This window comes from Yersinia proxima, from assembly GCF_902170785.1.
GTDB classification, from domain to species: Bacteria; Pseudomonadota; Gammaproteobacteria; order Enterobacterales; family Enterobacteriaceae; genus Yersinia; species Yersinia proxima.
Genome location: NZ_CABHYG010000011.1, coordinates 151178 through 174336, shown reverse-complemented (window position 1 = coordinate 174336; position 23159 = coordinate 151178). Strand labels below are relative to the sequence as shown.

The window sequence follows — 23159 nt, the reverse complement described above, 5'->3', positions numbered from 1 at the left end:
GCAATTACGCCCTATCATTAGATAGGGCGCATTTTTTAGAGAGGGACATAAAATGGGGCAACTTGTAGACGGTATCTGGAAAGACATCTGGTATGACACCAAATCTACCGGTGGTCACTTCAAGCGCAGTACCTCACAGTTCCGCAATTGGGTCACGGCTGATGGCCAGGCTGGGCCGCAGGGCAAGGCCGGTTTTAAAGCCGAAGCAGACCGCTACCATTTGTATGTTTCTCTCGCCTGCCCGTGGGCGCATCGCACTTTGCTGTTACGCACTCTGAAAGGCCTGGAGTCACTGATTTCGGTTTCCGTCGTACATCCGCTAATGAAAGAACATGGCTGGACATTCGGTGATGATTTCCCCGCCGCCACCGGCGACTCGCTGTATCACCTCGATTATCTTTATCAACTCTATTTGCGGGCTGACCCCCACTATAGCGGGCGCGTCACCGTCCCTGTGTTATGGGACAAACACCAGCAAACTGTTGTTAGCAATGAGTCAGCCGATATTATTCGTATGTTCAATAGTGCTTTTGATGGCGTAGGTGCCAGAGCCGGGGATTATTATCCACCTGCATTACGCCGCGATATTGATGACATTAATGGTTGGGTTTACGATCAGGTCAACAATGGCGTGTATAAAGCGGGCTTTGCTACCACGCAAGAAGCCTATGACGAAGCTGTCAATACCCTGTTTGATGCTCTGGCGAAGCTGGAACAGATTCTGGGGAAACAGCGTTATCTGACCGGTGACCAACTTACCGAAGCAGATTTGCGTTTATGGACCACATTGGTACGTTTTGATCCCGTGTATGTCACGCATTTTAAATGTGATAAGCACCGGATCAGCGATTATTTAAATTTGTATGGTTTCCTGCGTGATATTTATCAGATGCCGGGCATTGCCGAAACAGTAGATTTTGCTCATATCCGCAATCACTATTACCGCAGCCACGGCACGATTAATCCTTATGGGATTATCTCCATCGGCCCACAGCAAGATCTGCTGGAGCCACATGACCGAGATACCCGTTTCGCTTAGTTAACCGGTTAGCCGTTCACCTCCCAATCGAGGCGCAGTAGCCGTTTATTTATTCATAAAAAGTTTAGGGATCTCGCGTAGACACCACGACTTCGCCTCACCCATACTGTCACGCCGCCAAGCCATAATGATATCGGCCTCGCGGCTGTATTCTGGCCCGACAACCCGTAAGCGCCCCGCTTCAATATCTTTCTCAACCATTTCATACGGCATGGTCGCCACCCCCAAACCGGCCAACAATGCCCGCCGTTTATCTTCGATGGTACTCACCGTTAGCCGCTGCTGTTTATCCAGCAATTGCACGGTCAAAACCGGCCGTTCACGAGCTGTATCGGCTACAGCAACACCACGGTATTTCACCCGTGTTAACTCTGACAGCGGCTCTGGCTCCAGATGGATTGGATGGTCAGGGCTGGCCACATAGACGCTGGTGACTTTGTACAGTTTGCGGCTGTTAATTTCCGAAGATGCGCGAAAATGCATATCTGGCGCAATCACAATATCCGCTCGCCCCTGCTCCAACCGCTCCCAGGCACCCGCCAATACTTCAGTAAAAATAGAGACTTGTGTATTCGCTTTCAGCGCCAGTCGGTCAACCAGCGGGAACAGTTTCCATGCCGGAGACAAGGCTTCACTGACGATAGTGATATGGGTTTCCCAACCACGCGCCAATGCCTCAGCATCCGTGGTCAGCTTATCGGCAGCTTCCAGCAGCACCCGCCCACGATCCAACAGCATACGACCCACATTGGTAAACTTGGTGCGATGCCCGGAACGGTCAAACAGCACCACATCCAACTCTTCTTCGAGTTTTTGCATGGTGTAGCTCAACGCCGAAGGTACACGCCCCAATTCATCGGCAGCCGCAGCAAAACTGCCACGGCGGTCAATGGCATCCATCACTCTCAACGCTTCTAACGTTAGCGCCCGATCTTTGCCCATCGTTTTCTCAATCAGGAAATTTGAATATAGTGACCAGATTAACTGGCTAACAATCTGACGTCCAGACGCTTACCATTTGTTTATCGATTAATATCAGGAAAGAGCGATCATTGTCATGATTACATGCAGAACAGCAAAACAGTGCGGGCAAGCTGACTTTGGTTGGCTCCAGGCGCGCTATACCTTTTCATTCGGCCACTATTTTGATCCAAAATTATTAGGCTATGCTTCACTGCGCGTGCTGAATCAGGAAGTTCTCGCGCCAGGCGCGTCATTCCAACCGCGAACTTACCCACGGGTTGATATTCTGAATATCATCCTACAAGGTGAGGCAGAATATCGGGATAGCTTAGGTAACCATGTACGCGGTAAAACTGGCGATGTCCTGCTATTTTCTACCCAGCTGGGTGTGAGCTATAGCGAGCATAACCTTAGTTCAGACAAACCATTAACGCGAATTCAGTTATGGCTCAATGCTTGCCCCGAGCAAGAAAGTCAATCGGCTCAGCAGCTTTCACTGTGTACCCAACCATTAAGGTTATTGGCTTCCCCTGACGGTGAAAAAGGCAGCCTGAAGCTGCGCCAGCAAGTATGGATTCATCATCTGGATTTGGCTGCGGATGAGCAATATACGATTGATTTGCACGGCCCGAGGGCTTATCTGCAATCTATTCACGGAACCGTGGAAGTGACAGGCCCGCAAGTGAGCGAAGCTCAGCGTTTGACCTGTGGTGATGGCGCTTTTGTGCAAGAGGAACAGCATTTAGTGATTAAAGCGCAAACCCCCCTGCGGGCATTGCTGATTGATTTACCAGAATGACCGGGTATTCGCCCGGTCAATTCTAAATACCGCAGTGGAATTTATGCCTATCAGTAATGGGCTACTTACGCTTTCAATGACGCCATATCAATCACAAAGCGGTATTTCACATCACTTTTTAGCATACGTTCGTAGGCATGATTAATGTCCTGAATATTAATCATTTCGATATCTGAAGCAATGCCGTGCTGCGCGCAGAAATCCAACATTTCCTGTGTCTCCGCAATACCGCCGATGCATGAACCCGCCACCGAGCGCCGCCCCAAAATCATCGGTAAAGTGCTCACCATTGGGCTGATATCCCCCAGGAAACCGACGAATACCAATGTGCCATTAATATTCAGCGTCGGCATATAAGGGTTGATATCATGCACATAAGGCACAGTATCAATAATCAAATCAAACTGCCCTTTGGCTGCCGCCATTTGTGCATCATCGGTAGATAAAACAATATGATGAGCGCCCAAACGACGAGCATCCGCCTCTTTGTTAGGTGAGCGGGTAAAGAGAGTCACTTCAGCACCGAGCGCATTAGCCAGTTTCAAGGCCATATGACCCAACCCCCCCAGCCCCACTACGGCCACTTTACTGCCTTTACCCACCTTCCAGTGGCGTAATGGTGACCACGTGGTGATACCAGCACACAACAGTGGCGCTGCCGCTTTCAGATCCAGGCCAGCCGGCATTTTCAACACGAAATCTTGTGATGCCACAATAGCTTGTGAATAGCCACCATAGGTTGGGGTATGGTCATGGCGGTCAATACCATTGTAGGTCTGCACATTCCCTTCTTCGCAATACTGCTCTAATCCCTGTTGACAGGGTTGGCAGTGTCGACAGGAATCCACCATACAGCCAATGCCAGCAAAATCGCCGACTTTGAACTTCGTGACATCCTTACCCACTGCCGTGATACGCCCAACGACTTCATGACCGGGAACAATAGGATAGGTACTAAATCCCCAGTCATTACGCGCCTGATGTAGGTCAGAATGGCAAACGCCGCAGTAGAGCACCTCCATCACCACATCATCTGGTCGAGGCGCGCGACGGGTAAACTCAAAGGGTGCCAGAGGCACTTTTGCTGACGTGGCAGCATAACCGAGTACTTTCATTGTCATGGTGTATCTCCGGTATCATAAACACTGTGATTTGCAGCTCGATAAACCTTGGTAAACTGTATAACTGTAGACGCTACGAGCCATTTCACCGTGATTCCTGAGGGAGTTCAGGTGACAGATCAAAGTCCGGTCAGTTTTTCCAGTGCCTCAGGGTAGCGCTCCCCGGTTAATGTCACTTTTGCAGCAGCACTGTCGATTTGCTGAAGGTCTGCGGCAGTCAACTCAAGGTTGGCGGCAGCGATATTTTCTTCCAGCCGATTGAGCTTACGTGTCCCTGGAATCGGCACGATCCACGGTTTTTTCGCCAGTAGCCAGGCCAACGCGATTTGCGCCGGTGTCGCACCTTTTTGCTGTGCCACATCCTGAAGCAGAGTTATCAGCCCCTGATTCGCTTTTAAGGCCTCCGGCGTGAAGCGCGGCAGTGTGCGACGGAAATCATCACTGGCAAACTCGGTGGTTTCCGTCATTTTACCGGTCAAATAGCCTTTACCCAGTGGGCTGTAAGGCACCAGACCAATACCTAATTCTTCCAGCGTGGGGATAATTTCCAGCTCTGGTTTTCGCCACCACAATGAATATTCACTCTGTAGTGCGGTAACCGGCTGAACCGCATGAGCACGACGAATCGTTGCCGCCCCCGCCTCGGACAAACCAAAGTGTTTAACTTTGCCTTCTTTAATTAAGTCTTGTACCGCTCCGGCGACATCTTCGATAGGCACATTCGGATCAACACGATGTTGATAAAACAAATCAATCACATCAGTTTTCAAGCGCTTAAGAGAGGCTTCTGCGACTTTCTTGATATGTTCAGGTCGGCTATTTAAACCCACCCATTTTGGTCCACCATTTGGATCGGCCTGAAAGCCAAATTTGGTCGCAATTACCACTTTATCGCGCAAAGGAGCCAACGCCTCACCCAATAATTCTTCATTGGTATAAGGCCCGTAGACCTCGGCGGTATCAAAGAATGTCACCCCAAGATCTACCGCTTTGCGTAGCAAAGAAATCATTTCCTGCTTATCTGTTGCCGGGCCATAACCAAAGCTCATTCCCATGCAACCTAACCCCATTGCTGACACTTCCAGATTACTGCGACCCAATCTGCGCTTTTGCATTGTTTTACCCCTGTCAGTTGTTATTTACCATCACAAGGCATTCGCCAAATGAATATCGGTTGCAGAAAAGGTAGCAAATGCCTGAATGGAGTATTAGAGGGGTAAATGCGCATGAGTATATGAATATAATTCATAAATTGAGCTACACTCGAAAGTCTAAGGGCTAATAGGCAGGAACCATGATGTTAAAAGAGAATTTCAACGATTTAATTTCATTTCTTATGGTTGCCAGAGAGCGTAGCTTTACTAAGGCTGCAGCAAAACTGGGAGTTTCCCAATCCGCCTTAAGCCACTCGATTCGCGGGCTGGAAGAACGCCTTGAACTTCGCTTGCTGACCCGTACTACTCGCAGTGTTGCCCCGACTGAAGCTGGCGAAAAACTGGCAAATAGCCTCGAACCCCGTTTTGCAGAAATTGAGATCGAGCTGAATGCACTAAGTGAGATGCGGGCACGCCCTGCGGGAAATATTCGTATCACTGCCGGTGAACATGCTGTCGATTCAGTGCTCTGGCCAGTGCTGAAATCCTTTCTCGCCGAATACCCTGATATTAATGTAGAAATCACAGTCGACAATACCTTAACCGACATTGTAACAGGCCGTTTTGACGCGGGTATTCGCTTGGGAGAACAGGTAGCAAAGGATATGGTCGCCGTACGGATTGGGCCAGATATGAGTATGGCGGTGGTCGGATCCCCTTCTTATTTGGCTAAATATGGCATCCCCACCACGCCAGCAGATTTACAACATCATCGTTGTATCAATATGCGCCTACCAACTATGGGTGGCCTGTATGCTTGGGAGTTTGAAAAAGAAGGGCGTGAGTTAAAAGTACGCGTTGATGGGCAGTTAACTTTCAATAGCATACGACAACGTATTGATGCTGCCGTCATCGGCTTTGGTCTGACAATGGCACCAGAAGATGCCGTGAAAGCGGAGATTGCCAGTGGAAACTTAATTCGCGTGCTGGAAGATTGGTGTGAGCCTTTTCCCGGTTACTATCTTTATTACCCCAGCCGCAGGCAACATACCACTGCATTTTCGTTGCTCGTCGACGCCTTGCGTTATCAGCGCTAAATCCAAACCAAAAAACGGTTGCCCATATCGTACAAAACAAAAAAACAGCCGAAACGGGGTTTTGTGGAATGAGTGGAGTTGACCGGTAAGCCGCTTTCTTTTGATGAAAAGCGTCGTGGACAGTCATTCCTCTCAACCATATATACATAAACAAAAACCCCGCCGAAGCGGGGTTTTGCGGAATGAGTGGAGTTGACCGGTAAGCCGGGTTCTGTCGTGGACAGTCATTCCTCTAGGCCAGCAATCGCTCACTGGCTCAAGCAGCCTACCCGGGTTCAGTACGGGCCGTACCATGTGAACCCCTATTTGGCCTTGCTCCGGGTGGAGTTTACCGTGCCACGGACTGTTGCCAGCCGCGCGGTGCGCTCTTACCGCACCCTTTCACCCTTACCTGATCCCACTTGCGTGGGCCATCGGCGGTTTGCTCTCTGTTGCACTTGTCGTAGGCTTGCGCCTCCCAGGCGTTACCTGGCACCCTGCCCTATGGAGCCCGGACTTTCCTCCCCTTCACCTGTCTCCCCCGAAAGGGACGGCAGCGAAGCGGCGACTGTCTGGTCAACTCCGCGGCGGATTATAGTCACATTAGCGCTGGATGTCATCTTCCTGTTGCACTTGATCGCCATCTAGCTGTTCAAGTGCATACTTATAAAGCGCATTCTTTTTCACGCCGTGGATTTCAGCAGCCAGCGCGGCGGCTTTCTTCAGTGGCAGCTCTTTTTGCAACAGTGCCAAAGTGCGTAAGGCAGCGGCAGGCAGTGCATCATCAACCTGCACTTTATGGCCTTCGACTATCAGCACCATTTCGCCACGACGGCGGGTTTCTTCTTCCTGAACCCAAGCCAGTAACTCGCCAACCGGCGCGCCGTGGATAGACTCCCAGGTTTTGGTCAGTTCTCTGGCAAGTACCACATAGCGTTGTGGGCCAAGTACGGTTACCATGTCCTGTAAACTTTCCAACAAGCGATGGGTTGATTCGTAGAAGATCAGTGTTCGAGGTTCCTCAATCAGCGCTTGCAGAGTATCCTTACGTCCTTTGGTTTTCGCTGGTAGGAAGCCTTCGTAGCAAAAACGATCTGAGGCAAGACCCGCGGCGGAGAGTGCAGTAATCGCCGCGCAAGCGCCCGGTAATGGCACAACGCGAATGCCAGCTTCACGGCAACGGCGCACCAAATGGTAGCCCGGATCGTTAATAAGTGGTGTACCTGCATCTGAAACCAGCGCAATACTCTGGCCTTCTTGCAGTTTCGCCAGTAAATGATCGGCTTTTTGTTGTTCGTTATGGTCATGAAGTGCAAACAGGCGGGCGTTGATCGCGAAATGCTGTAACAGCAACCCTGTATGACGTGTATCTTCTGCCGCAATCAAATCAACGCCTTTCAGTACCTCTAACGCCCGGTGGGTAATATCCCCTAAATTACCGATGGGGGTAGGTACCACATAAAGCGTAGATGCAGAAATCACTGCTCGATCGTGTTGATTCATTGTTTCATCCGAATTACCGATTTAATATTGAGCATCTTGAAAAAAACATCACTGGATACAGTATGCTTTCCTCAACATTCGTTCGTTCCAAAGCAGGGCTTGTCCCTGTTGTTCTGGCTGCGTTGATACTGGCAGCTTGTTCAGGCAGAGCGCCACAGACGCCGCCGCCCACAAATATACAGGACGAAGCAAGCGCTAACTCTGACTATTATCTGCAACAGTTGCAACAGAGCAGTGATGATAACAAGGCTGACTGGCAATTACTCGCCATTCGTGCCCTGCTACGTGAAGGGAAACTCCCTCAAGCAGCAGAACAGCTCGGCACTCTGCCCGCCAATCTGAGTGACACGCAACGTCAGGAGCAGCAATTACTGACAGCCGAGCTACTGGTAGCCCAGAAAAATAATCCTGCGGCTGCCGATATTCTGGGCAAGTTGGATGCAACACAGCTCTCAGCTAACCAACAGGTTCGCTTCTATCAGGCACAAATTGCCGCCAATCAGGGCAAAGCAACATTGCCGCTGATACGTGCCTTTATTGCTCAAGAACCCCTGCTAAAAGACAAAGCACATCAAGATAATATTGATGGCACCTGGCAAGCGCTGGCGCAGCTAACACCACAAGAATTGAATAATATTGTCATTAATGCAGACGAAAACGTGCTGCAAGGCTGGCTGGATTTGCTGCATGTATATCAGGATAACAAGCAAGACCCTGATCTGCTGAAAGCCGGTATTAAAGATTGGCAAAACCGTTATCCACAAAATCCGGCGGCGAAAAACTTGCCAACGGCATTAACGCAGATCAGTAACTTCAGCCAGGCATCTACGGCGAAAATTGCCTTATTGCTGCCATTAAGTGGCCCGGCACAAGTCTTTGCTGATGCCATCCAACAAGGTTTTACTGCGGCGCAAAATGGCTTGCCGGTGAATGCCCCGGCTCCGGTGACACCAGATGCAACGGCCACGACACCAACTGATGCTACTGCAACACCGGTGACTGATATTGCCACGCCAGCGCCAGTGGCAACCCCTGTTGCCACCAGTAATGCACAGGTAAAAGTCTACGATACCACCACTCAACCAGTGGCTGCTTTGTTGGCACAAGCCCAGCAAGATGGTGCCACATTGGTTGTCGGCCCACTGCTGAAACCTGAAGTGGAACAACTGAGTGCAACACCCAGTACCCTGAATATTCTGGCGCTGAATCAGCCGGAAGTTAGCACTAACAGCCCGAATATCTGTTACTTCGCCCTGTCTCCTGAAGATGAAGCTCGCGATGCCGCGCATCATTTGTGGAGCCAGGAAAAGAGAATGCCATTGTTGCTAACCCCGCGTGGTGCCTTTGGCGATCGCGTTGCTAAAGCCTTCGCAGAAGAGTGGCAGAAACAAGGTGGGCAGACGGTATTGCAACAAAACTTCGGCTCTACTGCTGAGTTGAAACAAGCCATCAACAGTGGTGCAGGCATCCGTCTGACTGGCCAACCGGTAAGTGTTTCAAGCGCACCTGCTGCCGCACCTGCATCAGTCACCATCGCTGGCCTGACTATTCCTGCACCGCCGGTCGATGCACCAGTGGTCTCAACATCTGCCGGCGGTAATATTGATGCGGTGTATATCATTGCCACCCCTGCCGAGTTGACACTGATTAAGCCGATGATTGATATGGCGACCAGCACACGTAGCAAACCAGCACTGTTTGCCAGCTCCCGTAGCTATCAGGCAGGTGCTGGCCCGGATTACCGGCTGGAAATGGAAGGTATTCAGTTTAGTGATATCCCATTGATGGCAGGGGCTAATCCTGCGCTGATGCAGCAAGCGGCGGCCAAATTTGCCAACGACTATTCACTGGTGCGTTTGTATGCCATGGGTATTGATGCGTGGACATTATCGAATCATTTTGCTGAAATGCGCCAAATTCCTGGTTTCCAGGTGAGCGGAACTACCGGTGATTTAACCGCATCAGCCGATTGTGTTATCACCCGTAAATTGCCTTGGTTGCAATACCGTCAAGGCATGGTAGTACCGGCGGCGTAAAGTGATTCGGGTGAGTGAACGTAGCTAACAACCCTGCAACTTCAAGGACGAAGGGAATATGAGCCAAAGGGATACTGGCACACACTACGAAAACCAAGCCCGCCACTATCTTGAGCGGGCAGGTTTAGTGTTTAAGGCGGCAAATGTCACCTATCAAAGTGGTGAGATTGACCTTATCATGCGCGATGGCGCTACCTGGGTATTTGTTGAAGTACGCTTTCGCCGCAATGCCCTATTCGGTGGCGCTGCCGCCAGTGTCACTTACAGCAAACAACAACGGCTACTTCGGGCCGCCACCATTTGGTTGGCGCAGCGAAACGCCTGTTTTGCCACTACACCGTGCCGTTTTGATGTTTTTGCTATCACTGGTAGTGAGTTAGAATGGCTACCAAACGCTTTCAATGCGGATTATTGATGATTTTTCTTCGGTTTCCTACCGAAATTTTAAATATTAAGCGAGTTAAATCAACGTGTTGGATAGAATCAAAGGTTGCTTTACAGAAAGTATTCAAACCCAGATTGCCGCGGCTGAGGCGCTGCCCGATGCCATATCCCGCGCAGCAATGACGTTGGTTCAGTCACTGCTCAACGGCAATAAAATTCTCTGCTGCGGTAATGGGACTTCTGCGGCTAACGCGCAACACTTTGCGGCCAGCATGATAAACCGTTTTGAAACAGAACGACCAAGCCTGCCTGCAATAGCACTGAATGCTGATAATGTTGTTTTGACAGCCATCGCCAATGATCGTTTGCATGATGAAGTCTATGCCAAACAGGTGCGTGCGCTGGGTCATGCCGGTGATGTTTTGCTTGCAATTTCCACTCGTGGCAATAGCCGTGATATTGTGAAAGCGGTCGAAGCCGCAGTCACCCGTGATATGACCATTGTTGCACTGACAGGTTATGATGGTGGTGAACTGGCTGGCCTGCTAGGTCAGCAGGATGTTGAAATCCGCATACCTTCGCATCGTAGCGCTCGGGTTCAAGAATTACACATGCTGACAGTGAATTGCTTGTGTGACTTAATTGATAACACTCTATTTCCACATCAGGACGATTAAAGGAGCACGAATGAAGGTTGGTTATATTTTTGCCATGCTATTCAGCGCCCTGCTATTACAAGGTTGTGTCGGTGCTGTCGTGGTTGGCAGCGCGGCCGTTGCAACTAAATCTGCCACAGACCCTCGTTCTGTCGGCACTCAGGTTGACGATGGCACACTTGAAGCCAGAGTCGTCAATGCGCTGAGCAAAGATCAGCAGATAAAGAGCCAAACACGCTTTGTTGTGACCGCTTATCAAGGGAAAGTTTTGCTGACCGGGCAATCGCCAACTGCTGAGCTGTCTAACCGCGCCAAGCAAATTGCGGCTGGTGTTGATGGTGCCACAGAAGTGTATAACGAGATGCGCCTGGGTAAACCGGTCGATCTGACCACTGCATCAATGGATACCTGGATTACCACCAAAGTCCGGTCACAATTACTGACCGCAGACTCGGTTAAATCCTCCAATGTAAAAGTGACCACTGAGAATGGCGAAGTGTTCCTGTTGGGCCTGGTGACTCAACAAGAAGGGCAATCAGCCGCTCAGATAGCCAGTCAGGTCAGTGGTGTTAAGCATGTGACTACTGCATTTACCATTGTAAAATAATTAGTTAGTTAGAAAGAGCAATCCTATTATGGGCCGGGAGAAATCCAGGCCCATTTTACGTTCTAATCTAAATCATTTACTTGTATAAACTCTTTCCCACCCAATTGCCGCATTTGGCGCAAAATCCACTGTTGGCGGGAAATAACATAACCTGATGGTGCATTCACCTTAAAACGCAATGGATTGGGCAGCACTGCGGCTAATAGAGCGGCTTCTGATGCGCTCAATTTACTGGCCGGTTTATTGAAGAAATGGCGAGCAGCCGCTTCTACGCCAAAAATACCGTCACCAAACTCCGCGATATTCAAATAAACCGTTAAAATACGCCGCTTGGTCCACACCAACTCAATACCGGCAGTCAATCCGACTTCCAGCCCTTTGCGCACCCAGCTACGCCCATCCCACAGGAACAGATTTTTGGCGGTTTGTTGCGATAAAGTCGAAGCACCGCGGATACGGTTTTGGTTGCGCTGATTATGAACTAACGCTGACTCTATAGCGCTGACATCAAAGCCCCAATGCTCGGGGAATTTTTGATCTTCAGCAGCCATCACCGCCAGCGCCATATAAGGTGAAATCTCATCCATCGGCACCCAATCAGAGTGTGCGACATAAGAAAAATCGCCGGTCAGCCAGGCGCTGAGTTGCCTTTCAATCATGACCATGGAAAACGGAACCGGTAGGAAAGCAAAAATCAAAATACCGGCCAACCATAGGGCAATAATGCCAATGACAGCCCGTTTTCCCCAATACCAAAGCCAATTTAATCCGCGGCGGGCTGATATCATTCGGTTAAATCCAGCACCTTCGCCACCAGCTTATCAATCCCTTTTGCTGCTTCAGAAATTGATTTTGCTGACATATAGGCGGGTGTTGTGACCACTTTATTCTCTGCATCGACCACTACGTCATCAGCAGGACAAATAACATGCTCTCCCCCCATAATTTCAATCGCCTCAATGGTATCGGGATCGTTACCAATTGTTAGACGAACAGGCCGACCTAATAACTTTGGTAGCATAACGGGAGAAATACACATAAACCCAATTGGTTTGTTTGCCTTATGCATTGATTGCGTTAGCTTATATAAATCTGGATCAATAGAACATTCAGAACCCTTAGCAGCAAAATCGCTGAGGTTCTTTGCCGCGCCAAAGCCACCAGGGACAATAAGGGCATCCAAGTCCTCTGAATTGGCGGAGGAAAGTGGCTTAATCAGGCCACGGGCAATACGTGCGGATTCTGCTAAAACATTCCGTTGTTCGGCGACTTCTTCACCAGTAAGGTGATTAATAACATGGAGTTGTGGTTTATCTGGTGCGAAGAATAGAACACGTGCCCCTGCACGATCCAATGCCAATATAGTTAAGACAGATTCATGTATCTCAGCGCCATCGAAAACACCACATCCGCTAAGCACTACACCGACTGTTTTCATCACGCCTCTCCTTTTCTCACTCTGTCAATTGCTTAACCCGTTCTAGTGACAAAGACGAATCTCTATCACATATTTTAATGAATCTTGTAACAAGAGCGCTTACATTTGCTATGTTGTTGCTTGTATGATGTATGGAAGAATCCTAACAACCTGCAAATCCACTCGAAATCGAAATTATTATATCCTAAATAATTCGAGTTACAGGAAGGCGGCAACTGAGCGAATCCCCAAGAGCTTACATCAGTAAGTGACTGGGGTGAACGAAAGCAGCCAACGCACATGCAACTTGAAGTATGACGGGTATTGCAGGTTGACGATTTCCCTGGTGTTGGCGCAGTATTCGCGCACCCCGGCCTCGGTCGGGGTTATTTTTTTTCAGCTTCTGCCGCCCACTCACGTAACACCTGAACATCATTACGCCATTCTGATTTCAATTCATCGACCCAATCTTGCACGTTATCCCACCATGCTGGCAGTGTCGGGGTTTGAATTTGCTGTGCAAGTTGCTGGATATGACGCAAACCAACGGAGCCAGCTGCTCCTTTAATTTTATGCGCTTCCTCCGTAATACCCTTTTGATCTCGCGCCGTCATATTTGAATCCAATACCGCCAAATAGCTCGGCATCATTTGTTCAAACATTTCCAGACTTTGATGAATTAATTGTGGACCAACCAAATCGATGTATTGTTCCAGCATGGCAGTATCAAGTAACGATTCATGGGTTTGCATCACAATGTGTTCCTGTTTTTTAGCGGCAGAAGAAGGCTTATGATCCCAGAATTGCTTAATCATGGCCGTGAGCGCAGGAACTGATAACGGCTTACTCAGCACATCATCCATTCCGGCATCTAAATACTCTTTTTTGTCTTTAAGCACGTTAGCGGTCAAGGCTACCAATGGCGGTAAAGATTGCTGCCCATAATCAGCCCTGATTTGGCGGGCGATATCCAACCCACTCATATCGGGCAATTGAATATCCAGCAGCACTAAATCAAAATCATCTGGTTTGAACATCGCCAAGGCGTCATGGCCATTCATCGCCACCTCGACACTGTTGCCCAGTTTTTCCAACACTGAGCGCGCAACAATGACATTCAGCTCGATATCCTCCACCAGCAATATGTGAAGAGCAGGGAGCGGGGTATCGTCGCCTGACGGGGCGCTAGACGCGGCCTGCACGGCGGGGGCTTTAATGGTCAGAGTAAAACATGAACCGGCGCCTTGAGTGCTTTTTACCGTGATATCACCACCCATGCTTTGCGCCAGACGTTTAGACACCGCCAGCCCAATGCCCGTACCGGTTGCCGGACGGCCACCATTACTGTCTTTTACCTGATAATACATGGCGAAAATCTTGTCCTGCTCGTCTTCAGGGATCCCCATACCGGAATCTTCCACTTCGAAAATCAAGCAATCGTTATTCTCACGCCGAACCCGCACCACTATCTCCCCTTGCTGGGTGAACTTCACTGCGTTGCCGATTAAGTTCCACAAAATCTGGCGCAAGCGGGTGCCATCGGTAATCACTTTCTCCGGCAATGGCAACTGTGGTTCCATAATGAACTTCAGCCCTTTCGGTTGTACCAATAGGCCAGAAAGGTTCTCTAAATCCGCCATAAATCCAGTGAAATCAATCGGTTGATTATCTAACTGAACTTTACGTCGCTCCAACTTATCCATCTCTATAATATCGTTGAAGATATTACCGAGAGTGATCGCACTGACATGAATAGTTTTCAGGTATTTTAGTTGTTCGCTGTCTAATTCGGTGTCTAACAGGATGCGACTTAGGCCTACAATGCCATTAAGCGGCGTCCGCAGCTCATGGCTGATGGTTGAGATGAAAGTCGTCTTATCCCTACTGGCATTCTCCAACGCGTCCTGGTAACGCTTACGCTCGGTTATATCGCGCCCAAACCCCATCAGCCCATGTCGTTTACCGACTCGGTCATAAAACGGTACTTTCCGCAATTCAAAACAGGCTTTACGGCCATCGGGATACACCAACCACTGCTCATAGGTCAGAGAAACATTGTGACGGAAAACTTTCTCATCGGTTTCCATGACTTTTTCAGCGATGTCCGGTGCATAGACATCTTTGGGAGTCAAGCCGACCAACTGTTTCTCACTTTTGCCAGTCAGTAGTTCCATCGCCCGGTTGCAACCGGAGAACTCATTATCTTCGTTGCGGTAATAAACCAAATCCGGTGAAGCATCCAAAAAAGAGCGCAATAAAGCCGACTGTTGCCCTAACTCAACCTGCGCCTGCTCTCGGTGCCCCATCTCTTCTTTCAGTTTATCGACCACTTGCAGGTGAGCTTTCTCCGCTTTTTCACGTTCGACAATTTCCTGATTGAGTTGAGCAATGTTTTCCGTCAGTTGCTTATTCAGCTCCAAATCGCGATAACGCATCACTTCAAGTTTATCAACCAACCGAGATAGGCGCTGACGCGACTCTTCCAGTTGCTCAACTACCACCGACAGGAAATACACTGCCCATGGGGTTATCAGCAGCCCAAAGAAAATGGAGCGTACCAGATCGAGGGTTTCCACCGAGCCACTCAATACGAATGTCACCGCCATCTGAACCACCATGGCCAGTAACACCAGCACAGAGGCCAGCAGCAGTGAGAAGCGAACCAGTCCTAACTTAACCATTAAATCAACGTAGTACTGGGCTAATACCCTGATTTGCTTCATAGCAACCCCTGTCTGTGTTTATCTGATAAATCATACCGCAAAACTGGGCTGAGATAAGATGGCTTGCTTAGAAGTGTGGAAAAGATTGCAAATCACAATGAGAGATTGAGAAACAACGCGCAGTAGCCGATCACAGCGCAGAGGCCTGCCCGCCATGGGCCAGCATATAATTATTCAGCTCATTCATACCGGTCCAGCGATTCGCGCACCACAATGGCGCAAGTAGAGTTGGTCTACGGGCGCTGGCAGAAATCCGGTGATAGACAATGTCAGCGGGCGTGTGGCGGATCATTTCACCGGCGGTGAGCACATATTCATCCAGCGCCAACTCTGATAACCGCCCTGCTCGCCATGCTTTGGCCATAATACTGCCCTCGACGATATGCAGTGGATGCAGTTTTATCCCATCAACACCAGTGACCACCACTTTCTCCAATGTTTCCATGCACTGCGCCTGCTCCTCACCGGGTAGGCCGACAATCAAATGGCAGCACACTTTTAATCCTCGGGCACGAGCGCGACGGGCTGTTTGTTGGTAGCAGGCAAAATCATGACCACGGTTAATGCGTTTGAGGGTTTTATCATTGGCAGTCTGTAGCCCCAGCTCTAGCCAGACTTCATAACCTTGCTGGTGATAGCCGCTTAATAAATCCAATACCGCGTCCGGCACACAATCTGGCCGGGTTCCCACACACAAGCCGACAATGTCAACTTCTGCCAATGCTTGCTCATACATCACCGCCAGCGCATTGACCTCTGCATAAGTACTGGTATAGGCCTGGAAGTAAGCCAGGTAGCGTTTTGCCCGATTGGCTTTTTTAGCTTGCTCCGCCAATTGCTGCGCAATGCCCTGTTGCTGCATTTGTTCATCTGCAAATGAAGCCACATTACAAAAAGTGCAGCCACCACGCCCCAAAGTTCCGTCACGATTAGGGCAGCTAAACCCGCCGTGTAGCGTGAGTTTATGAATTTTTTCACCATAGCGGCGCTGTAAATCCGCACCAAACATATTGACTAATTGCTGCAACTGCATAATCTTGGCACTGCCTGTCAAAAAAGAGCTTTAGGCTACCCGCTAGCGATATAATTCGCGATGACAGAGATCAACTCCCAAGCCCTTGGGTGCAACTTCGCATAACCATTCATTATAAATGCAAATAAAATCACTTGACCGATGATTAAATTTTCTTATTTCCTCCCAGCTGTTAGCGCTTCTATTACAATTCAGTGAAAAATAGTGTTAAACACCAAAAAATATAATTCAAGCAGCATATGACTCTACAATCCCCGCCAGCACTAGCATGGTGCAGAGATTTGTCGATTGCACTATAGTGAGACAGCTCACACTTTGCCGCCTATCCAATGAAGCATTGAAGCGAGCAAAAATGCCAATAAATATATACTTTTCATTGTGATAAACCTCTTTATTACCTTAAAGATAGTTCTTAAGCCTATATTTGACCTGAGTATTCTTTCTCGCTAAGTTGGAAGTCCGCTGGAAGCTTTCTAGACGGGCAAACGTCTAGTCATAATTATGCAGTAATTTAAGACTCCCTCTTAAAACAAGTCTTATACCACTTGTGAGAACCGTCACAAGAGGCCATTGCCGGAGGGCGGAAAAGCAGATTTGCCGCGAAATACGCGCCTGTCAGCCCAACCCGCCTGATGTCGAGATGGCCTTCTGGAGTCGGTTTGTGAGAGTCTCGCAGAGCCTGGGGAGGTTCACTGATATGTTGTACGATAAATCCCTTGAGAGGGACAACTGTGGTTTCGGCCTAATCGCCCACATAGAAGGCGAACCTAGCCATAAGGTCGTGCGTACCGCAATACACGCACTGGCCCGCATGCAACACCGTGGCGCGATACTTGCTGATGGCAAGACCGGCGACGGCTGTGGCCTGCTATTACAAAAACCGGATCGTTTTTTCCGGATGGTCGCAGAAGAACGCGGATGGCGTTTGGCCAAAAACTATGCCGTTGGCATGATGTTTCTCAGTCAGGACGAAGAACTCGCCAAGGCAAGCCGCCGCATTGTAGAAGAAGAATTGCAAAACGAAACGCTGTCGATTATCGGCTGGCGCGAAGTGCCGACCAACCCGGATGTTCTTGGTGAAATCGCCCTCTCCTCCCTGCCTCGGATTGAACAAATTTTTGTGAACGCCCCTGCGGGCTGGCGTCCACGTGATATGGAACGCCGCCTGTTTGTGGCGCGTCGCCGTATTGAGAAACGCATTGCAAACGACAAGGATTTCTACGTTTGTAGTTTCTCAAACCTGGTCACGATCTATAAAGGCTTATGTATGCCTGCGGATCTGCCTCGTTTTTATCTTGATTTGGCTGATCTGCGCATGGAATCGGCTATTTGCCTGTTCCATCAACGCTTTTCAACCAACACCGTGCCGCGCTGGCCACTGGCTCAGCCGTTCCGTTATCTGGCGCACAATGGCGAAATCAATACCATCGCCGGTAATCGCCAATGGGCACGGGCACGTGCTTACAAATTCAAAACGCCATTAATCCCCGATTTGCAGGATGCAGCTCCTTTCGTCAATGAGACCGGCTCGGACTCCAGTTCACTGGATAACATGCTGGAGCTGTTCCTCAGTGGCGGGATGGACTTGATTCGTGCTATGCGTCTGTTAGTACCACCGGCCTGGCAGAACAACCCGGATATGGATACCGACCTGCGCGCCTTCTTTGACTTCAACTCCATGCATATGGAGCCATGGGATGGCCCGGCCGGGATTGTGATGTCAGATGGCCGCTATGCTGCCTGTAACCTTGACCGTAATGGCCTGCGCCCGGCGCGCTATGTCATCACCAAAGATAAACTCATTACCTGCGCTTCTGAAGTCGGTATCTGGGATTACCAGCCCGATGAAGTGGTGGAGAAAGGCCGTGTTGGCCCCGGCGAACTGATGGTTATCGACACCCGCAGCGGCAAGATCCTACATTCCGCCGAAACAGATAACGATCTGAAAAGCCGCCATCCGTATAAAGAGTGGATGGAGAAGAACGTTAAGCGCCTGGTGCCGTTTGAAGATCTGCCAGAAGATCAGGTAGGTAGCCGCCAGTTAGATGACTCACAGCTCGAAACCTATCAAAAGCAATTCGGTTACAGCAGTGAAGAGCTGGATCAAGTCATCCGCGTGCTGGGTGAAATTGGTCAGGAAGCGACAGGTTCAATGGGTGATGACACCCCATTTGCCGTGCTTTCCAGCGGCCCGCGTATTATTTACGATTACTTCCGCCAGCAATTTGCGCAGGTCACCAACCCGCCAATTGATCCGCTGCGTGAAGCACACGTGATGTCGCTGGCGACCAGTATTGGCCGTGAAATGAACGTGTTCTGCGAAGCTGAAGGTCAGGCGCACCGTCTGAGCTTTAAATCGCCGATCTTGCTGTTCTCTGACTTCCAGCAGTTAACCACACTGGAAGGGGAACACTACCGCGCTGATCGGCTGGATCTCACCTTTGACCCCGCAGAAACTGATCTGGAACAAGCGGTTTTGGCCTTGTGCGAAGAGGCTGAACGCAAAGTACGTGATGGTGCCGTGATGCTGGTGCTATCAGACCGTGCTATTGCACCTAACCGCTTGCCGGTTCCGGCTCCTATGGCCGTTGGCGCGGTGCAGACTCGCCTGGTAGAAAAAAACCTGCGTTGCGATGCCAACATTATTGTTGAAACCGCCAGCGCCCGCGACCCACATCACTTCGCGGTATTGCTCGGTTTTGGTGCTACTGCGATTTACCCTTATTTAGCTTATGAATCACTGGCTAAATTGGTTGATACCCAAGCTATTGATAAGAAGTATCGCGATGTGATGCTGAACTACCGTAACGGTATCAATAAAGGGCTGTACAAAATCATGTCCAAAATGGGCATTTCAACAGTAGCATCATACCGTTGTGCCAAACTGTTTGAAGCCGTTGGCCTGCATCGTGACCTGACCAACCTGTGTTTCCAGGGCGTGGTTAGCCGCATCGGCGGAGCCAGTTTCAGTGATTTCCAACAGGATTTACAGAATCTGTCCAAACGTGCCTGGCTGAAACGCAAGCCACTGGATCAGGGCGGATTACTGAAGTTTGTCCACAACGGCGAATACCATGCGTATAACCCGGATGTGGTCAGCACCTTACAAACTGCGGTTCACAGCGGCGAATACAGTGATTATCAGGTTTACGCCAAACTGGTGAATGAGCGCCCGATCGCCACGTTGCGCGATCTGCTGGCCATCAAACCGCAAGGCACCCCGATCCCAGTGGATCAGGTTGAACCGGCTGAATCTTTGTTTAAGCGCTTTGATACTGCCGCCATGTCTATCGGCGCACTCAGCCCGGAAGCCCATGAATCATTAGCCATCGCTATGAACAGCCTCGGCGGATTCTCCAACTCCGGTGAGGGCGGCGAAGACCCAGCACGTTACGGCACCAATAAGGTGTCCCGTATCAAGCAGGTTGCATCAGGCCGTTTCGGTGTCACACCAGCGTATTTGGTGAATGCTGATGTTATCCAAATAAAAGTAGCGCAAGGTGCAAAACCGGGTGAAGGCGGCCAATTACCGGGTGATAAAGTCACGCCGTATATCGCCAAACTGCGTTATTCCGTACCAGGTGTGACCTTGATTTCCCCACCACCACATCATGACATTTACTCAATCGAAGATTTGGCTCAGTTGATTTTCGACTTGAAACAGGTCAACCCGAAAGCAATGATTTCGGTGAAACTGGTTTCTGAACCCGGTGTTGGCACCATTGCAACCGGTGTGGCAAAAGCCTATGCCGACCTGATTACTATTGCAGGATACGATGGTGGCACCGGTGCCAGCCCACTGTCCTCAGTGAAATATGCCGGTTGCCCGTGGGAACTGGGGCTGGTGGAAACACAACAAGCACTGGTTGCCAACGGCTTGCGCCATAAAATCCGCCTGCAAGTGGATGGTGGCCTGAAAACCGGTGTTGATATTGTTAAAGCCGCGATTCTGGGTGCGGAGAGCTTCGGTTTCGGTACTGGCCCTATGGTGGCCCTGGGTTGTAAATACTTACGTATTTGCCACCTGAATAACTGCGCAACCGGTGTAGCAACCCAAGATGAAAAGCTGCGTCGTGACCATTACCACGGCTTGCCTGAGCGTGTAGTGAACTACTTCCAGTTTATCGCCCGTGAAACCCGTGAAATCATGGCCGAGTTGGGTGTGAGCCAACTGGTTGATTTGATTGGCCGTACTGACATGCTGATAGAACTTGATGGCATATCAGCCAAACAAAACAAACTGGATCTGTCGCCAATGCTGAAAACAGCAACGCCACATCCAGGCAAAGCGCTGTATTGCACCGAAAATAATCCACCGTTCGATAAAGGCTTATTGAACAAAGAGTTATTGGCGCAAGCCGAGCCGTATATTGAAGCTAAACAGAGCAAGACGTTTTACTTTGATATCCGCAACACCGACCGTTCCGTGGGTGCAGCGTTATCCGGCGCGATTGCCACCAAGCATGGCGACCAAGGGCTGGCAACCGATCCTATCAAAGCCTACTTCTCCGGAACTGCCGGTCAGAGCTTTGGGGTGTGGAATGCCGGCGGCGTTGAGCTGACCCTAACAGGCGATGCCAACGACTATGTCGGTAAAGGTATGGCCGGTGGCCGCATTGCGGTGCGCCCTCCAGTGGGTTCCAACTTCCGCAGTCACGAAGCCAGCATTGTCGGCAACACTTGTCTATATGGTGCCACTGGCGGCAAGTTGTTCGCTGCTGGTCGGGCTGGTGAGCGTTTCGCGGTACGTAACTCCGGGGCGATTACCGTCGTTGAAGGTATCGGCGATAACGGTTGTGAATATATGACTGGTGGGATTGTTTGCGTACTGGGCCGTACCGGAATTAACTTCGGTGCCGGTATGACCGGTGGTTTCGCTTATGTCCTTGATGAAGATGGTGAATTCCGTAAACGTGTTAACCCTGAGCTGGTTGAAGTTCTGGATGTTGATCAATTGGCAATCCATGAAGAGCATCTGCGCGGCCTGATCACTGAGCATGTACAGTTGACGGGTTCTAGCCGTGGTGAAGAAATTCTGGCTAACTGGCCGGAATGGGTGACCAAGTTTGCTTTGGTTAAACCGAAATCCAGCGATGTGAAAGCACTGTTGGGCCACCGTAGCCGTTCCGCAGCTGAGCTGCGGGTTCAAGCGCAGTAAGGGGTTGAAATGAGTCAGAATGTTTATCAGTTTATCGACCTACAGCGCGTAGATCCGCCGAAAAAGCCGCTGAAGATCCGTAAAATTGAATTTGTTGAGATTTACGAGCCATTCTCGGAAACACAGGCTAAAGCACAGGCAGACCGCTGTTTGTCGTGCGGTAACCCCTATTGCGAGTGGAAATGCCCGGTGCATAACTACATCCCTAACTGGCTGAAACTGGCCAACGAAGGGCGAATTATGGAAGCGGCAGATCTTGCTCATCAAACTAATAGCTTGCCAGAAGTCTGTGGCCGCGTATGCCCACAAGACCGCTTGTGTGAAGGGTCTTGTACTCTGAATGATGAGTTCGGCGCGGTGACCATCGGTAACATCGAGCGATATATCAGTGACAAAGCCATTGAGATGGGCTGGAAACCTGATATGTCTCATGTTCACCCGACCGGTAAACGTGTGGCGGTGATTGGGGCTGGCCCTGCCGGGCTGGCCTGTGCCGATGTCCTGGCGCGTAACGGTGTACAAGCAGTAGTGTTTGACCGTCATCCAGAAATTGGTGGCTTGCTGACCTTCGGTATTCCGGCCTTTAAGCTGGAAAAAGAAGTGATGATTAAGCGCCGTAAAATCTTCTCCGAGATGGGTATTGAATTCCAATTGAATACCGAAGTCGGCAAAGACATCACAATGGATGCGCTGTTGCAAGAGTATGACGCAGTGTTCCTCGGTGTAGGTACTTACCAATCCATGCGCGGTGGCCTGGAAAACGAAGACGCATCTGGAGTATATGATGCGCTGCCATTCCTTATCGCCAATACCAAACAGCTGATGGGTTACGATGCTGCACCTCACGAGCCTTATATCAATATGCAAGGTAAGCGCGTTGTGGTGCTGGGTGGTGGTGATACCGCGATGGACTGTGTGCGTTCTTCCATTCGCCAAGGGGCAACTGACGTCGTTTGCGCCTACCGCCGTGACGAAGCCAACATGCCGGGTTCCAAGCGGGAAGTGAAAAATGCGCGTGAGGAAGGCGTTGAATTTAAATTCAACCTACAACCTTTGAGCATCGAAGTGAACAGTAATGGCAAAGTCTGTGGTGTGAAGATGGTTCGAACCCAACTGGGTGCGCCAGATGCACAGGGGCGTCGCATGGCTGAGCAGATCCCAGGCTCAGAACATGTTCTGCCAGCAGATGCTGTGGTTATGGCATTTGGCTTCCGCCCGCACAGCATGGAATGGCTGGCCGCTCATGACGTAGCATTGGATAAACAAGGCCGTGTTGTGGCACCAGAGCGCACTGATAATGCCTTCCAGACCAGCAACCCAAAAATCTTTGCCGGTGGTGATATTGTTCGTGGCTCTGATTTAGTCGTGACCGCCATTGCTGAAGGCCGCAAAGCAGCAGAAGGCATCATGAATTATTTGGAAGTCTGATACCAAAGACTCTGTCATAGACATCCAAAAACAGTGAGGGCTGGTTATCCAGCCCTTTTTATTGTGTTTTTTTCACGCGAACGCCATTCACTCAAGATTTTGTAACAATCTCAGTCCGCCTT

At 50.0% G+C, this 23159-nt stretch carries 17 protein-coding genes and 1 other RNA gene; 9 read left to right on the top strand and 9 right to left on the bottom strand.

Annotated features, from left to right (window positions below; all coding sequences use genetic code 11):
* Positions 1-52: 52 nt before the first annotated feature.
* A complete protein-coding gene (locus FTB31_RS09660; RefSeq protein ID WP_227731306.1) occupies positions 53-1039 on the top strand; it encodes a glutathione S-transferase family protein in 987 nt (328 codons plus the stop codon).
* 45 nt (positions 1040-1084) lie between these two features.
* Here FTB31_RS09660 and FTB31_RS09655 read toward each other — a convergent pair whose 3' ends face one another.
* Positions 1085-1981 carry a LysR family transcriptional regulator gene (locus FTB31_RS09655; RefSeq protein WP_227731305.1) on the bottom strand — a complete coding sequence of 299 codons (897 nt, stop codon included), beginning with the start codon at positions 1979-1981 and terminating at the stop codon, positions 1085-1087.
* A gap of 115 nt (positions 1982-2096) precedes the next feature.
* Here FTB31_RS09655 and FTB31_RS09650 point away from each other — a divergent pair, with 115 nt between their 5' ends.
* Entirely contained in the window at positions 2097-2801 is a 705-nt protein-coding gene (locus FTB31_RS09650) for a pirin family protein (RefSeq protein ID WP_227724066.1), read from the top strand.
* Between the two features lie 65 nt (positions 2802-2866).
* On the opposite strand, the gene FTB31_RS09645 is transcribed toward FTB31_RS09650, so the two are convergent.
* Both FTB31_RS09645 and FTB31_RS09640 read right to left on the bottom strand, forming a co-directional pair.
* Positions 2867-3922 (bottom strand): NAD(P)-dependent alcohol dehydrogenase, encoded by a 1056-nt coding sequence (locus tag FTB31_RS09645; RefSeq protein WP_050077024.1) that lies wholly within the window; start codon positions 3920-3922, stop codon positions 2867-2869.
* Positions 3923-4041: 119 nt separating this feature from the next.
* Positions 4042-5037 (bottom strand): aldo/keto reductase, encoded by a 996-nt coding sequence (locus FTB31_RS09640; RefSeq protein WP_050077023.1) that lies wholly within the window; start codon positions 5035-5037, stop codon positions 4042-4044.
* Between the two features lie 182 nt (positions 5038-5219).
* On the opposite strand from FTB31_RS09640, the gene FTB31_RS09635 reads away from it, so the two are divergent.
* The gene (locus FTB31_RS09635) at positions 5220-6113 is read left to right on the top strand and encodes a LysR family transcriptional regulator (RefSeq protein ID WP_050077022.1); all 894 of its coding nucleotides are present in this window, start codon (positions 5220-5222) and stop codon (positions 6111-6113) included.
* A 184-nt stretch (positions 6114-6297) separates the two neighbouring features.
* On the opposite strand, the gene rnpB is transcribed toward FTB31_RS09635, so the two are convergent.
* Both rnpB and rsmI read right to left on the bottom strand, forming a co-directional pair.
* Positions 6298-6676: RNase P RNA component class A (gene rnpB / locus FTB31_RS09630), an RNA gene on the bottom strand.
* 19 nt (positions 6677-6695) lie between these two features.
* Positions 6696-7595, bottom strand: coding sequence for a 16S rRNA (cytidine(1402)-2'-O)-methyltransferase (gene rsmI, locus FTB31_RS09625; protein ID WP_011817252.1), 900 nt, complete (start codon positions 7593-7595; stop codon positions 6696-6698).
* Between the two features lie 62 nt (positions 7596-7657).
* Here rsmI and FTB31_RS09620 point away from each other — a divergent pair, with 62 nt between their 5' ends.
* Genes FTB31_RS09620 through dolP form a run of 4 tightly spaced genes read left to right on the top strand, consistent with a single transcriptional unit; the run spans position 7658 to position 11278 of the window.
* On the top strand, positions 7658-9631 hold the full coding sequence (locus FTB31_RS09620) for a penicillin-binding protein activator (RefSeq protein WP_050077017.1): 1974 nt from the start codon (positions 7658-7660) through the stop codon (positions 9629-9631).
* A 58-nt stretch (positions 9632-9689) separates the two neighbouring features.
* Positions 9690-10046 carry a YraN family protein gene (locus FTB31_RS09615; protein ID WP_050077016.1) on the top strand — a complete coding sequence of 119 codons (357 nt, stop codon included), beginning with the start codon at positions 9690-9692 and terminating at the stop codon, positions 10044-10046.
* A gap of 55 nt (positions 10047-10101) precedes the next feature.
* The gene (gene diaA, locus FTB31_RS09610) at positions 10102-10692 is read left to right on the top strand and encodes a DnaA initiator-associating protein DiaA (RefSeq protein ID WP_004710884.1); all 591 of its coding nucleotides are present in this window, start codon (positions 10102-10104) and stop codon (positions 10690-10692) included.
* Positions 10693-10702: 10 nt separating this feature from the next.
* The gene (gene dolP, locus FTB31_RS09605) at positions 10703-11278 is read left to right on the top strand and encodes a division/outer membrane stress-associated lipid-binding lipoprotein (protein ID WP_005166550.1); all 576 of its coding nucleotides are present in this window, start codon (positions 10703-10705) and stop codon (positions 11276-11278) included.
* Positions 11279-11340: 62 nt separating this feature from the next.
* Here the strand turns inward: dolP and mtgA are convergent, their stop codons facing one another.
* The 4 genes from mtgA to FTB31_RS09585 all read right to left on the bottom strand — a co-directional run bounded on the left by mtgA (position 11341) and on the right by FTB31_RS09585 (position 16451).
* Positions 11341-12066, bottom strand: a complete 726-nt coding sequence (gene mtgA / locus FTB31_RS09600; protein ID WP_050077014.1) for a monofunctional biosynthetic peptidoglycan transglycosylase — start codon at positions 12064-12066, stop codon at positions 11341-11343.
* Positions 12063-12716, bottom strand: a complete 654-nt coding sequence (elbB, locus tag FTB31_RS09595) for an isoprenoid biosynthesis glyoxalase ElbB (RefSeq protein WP_050077013.1) — start codon at positions 12714-12716, stop codon at positions 12063-12065. The genes mtgA and elbB overlap by 4 nt, the downstream gene beginning before the upstream one ends.
* A gap of 365 nt (positions 12717-13081) precedes the next feature.
* Entirely contained in the window at positions 13082-15418 is a 2337-nt protein-coding gene (gene arcB, locus FTB31_RS09590; protein ID WP_050077012.1) for an aerobic respiration two-component sensor histidine kinase ArcB, read from the bottom strand.
* A gap of 130 nt (positions 15419-15548) precedes the next feature.
* Complete coding sequence (locus FTB31_RS09585; protein WP_227731304.1) at positions 15549-16451, bottom strand: TIGR01212 family radical SAM protein; 903 nt, start codon at positions 16449-16451, stop codon at positions 15549-15551.
* 697 nt (positions 16452-17148) lie between these two features.
* Between FTB31_RS09585 and gltB the strand changes: the two genes are divergently transcribed.
* The gene (gene gltB / locus FTB31_RS09580; RefSeq protein WP_050077010.1) at positions 17149-21609 is read left to right on the top strand and encodes a glutamate synthase large subunit; all 4461 of its coding nucleotides are present in this window, start codon (positions 17149-17151) and stop codon (positions 21607-21609) included.
* 9 nt (positions 21610-21618) lie between these two features.
* On the top strand, positions 21619-23037 hold the full coding sequence (locus FTB31_RS09575; protein WP_019082232.1) for a glutamate synthase small subunit: 1419 nt from the start codon (positions 21619-21621) through the stop codon (positions 23035-23037).
* Positions 23038-23159 lie beyond the last annotated feature (122 nt).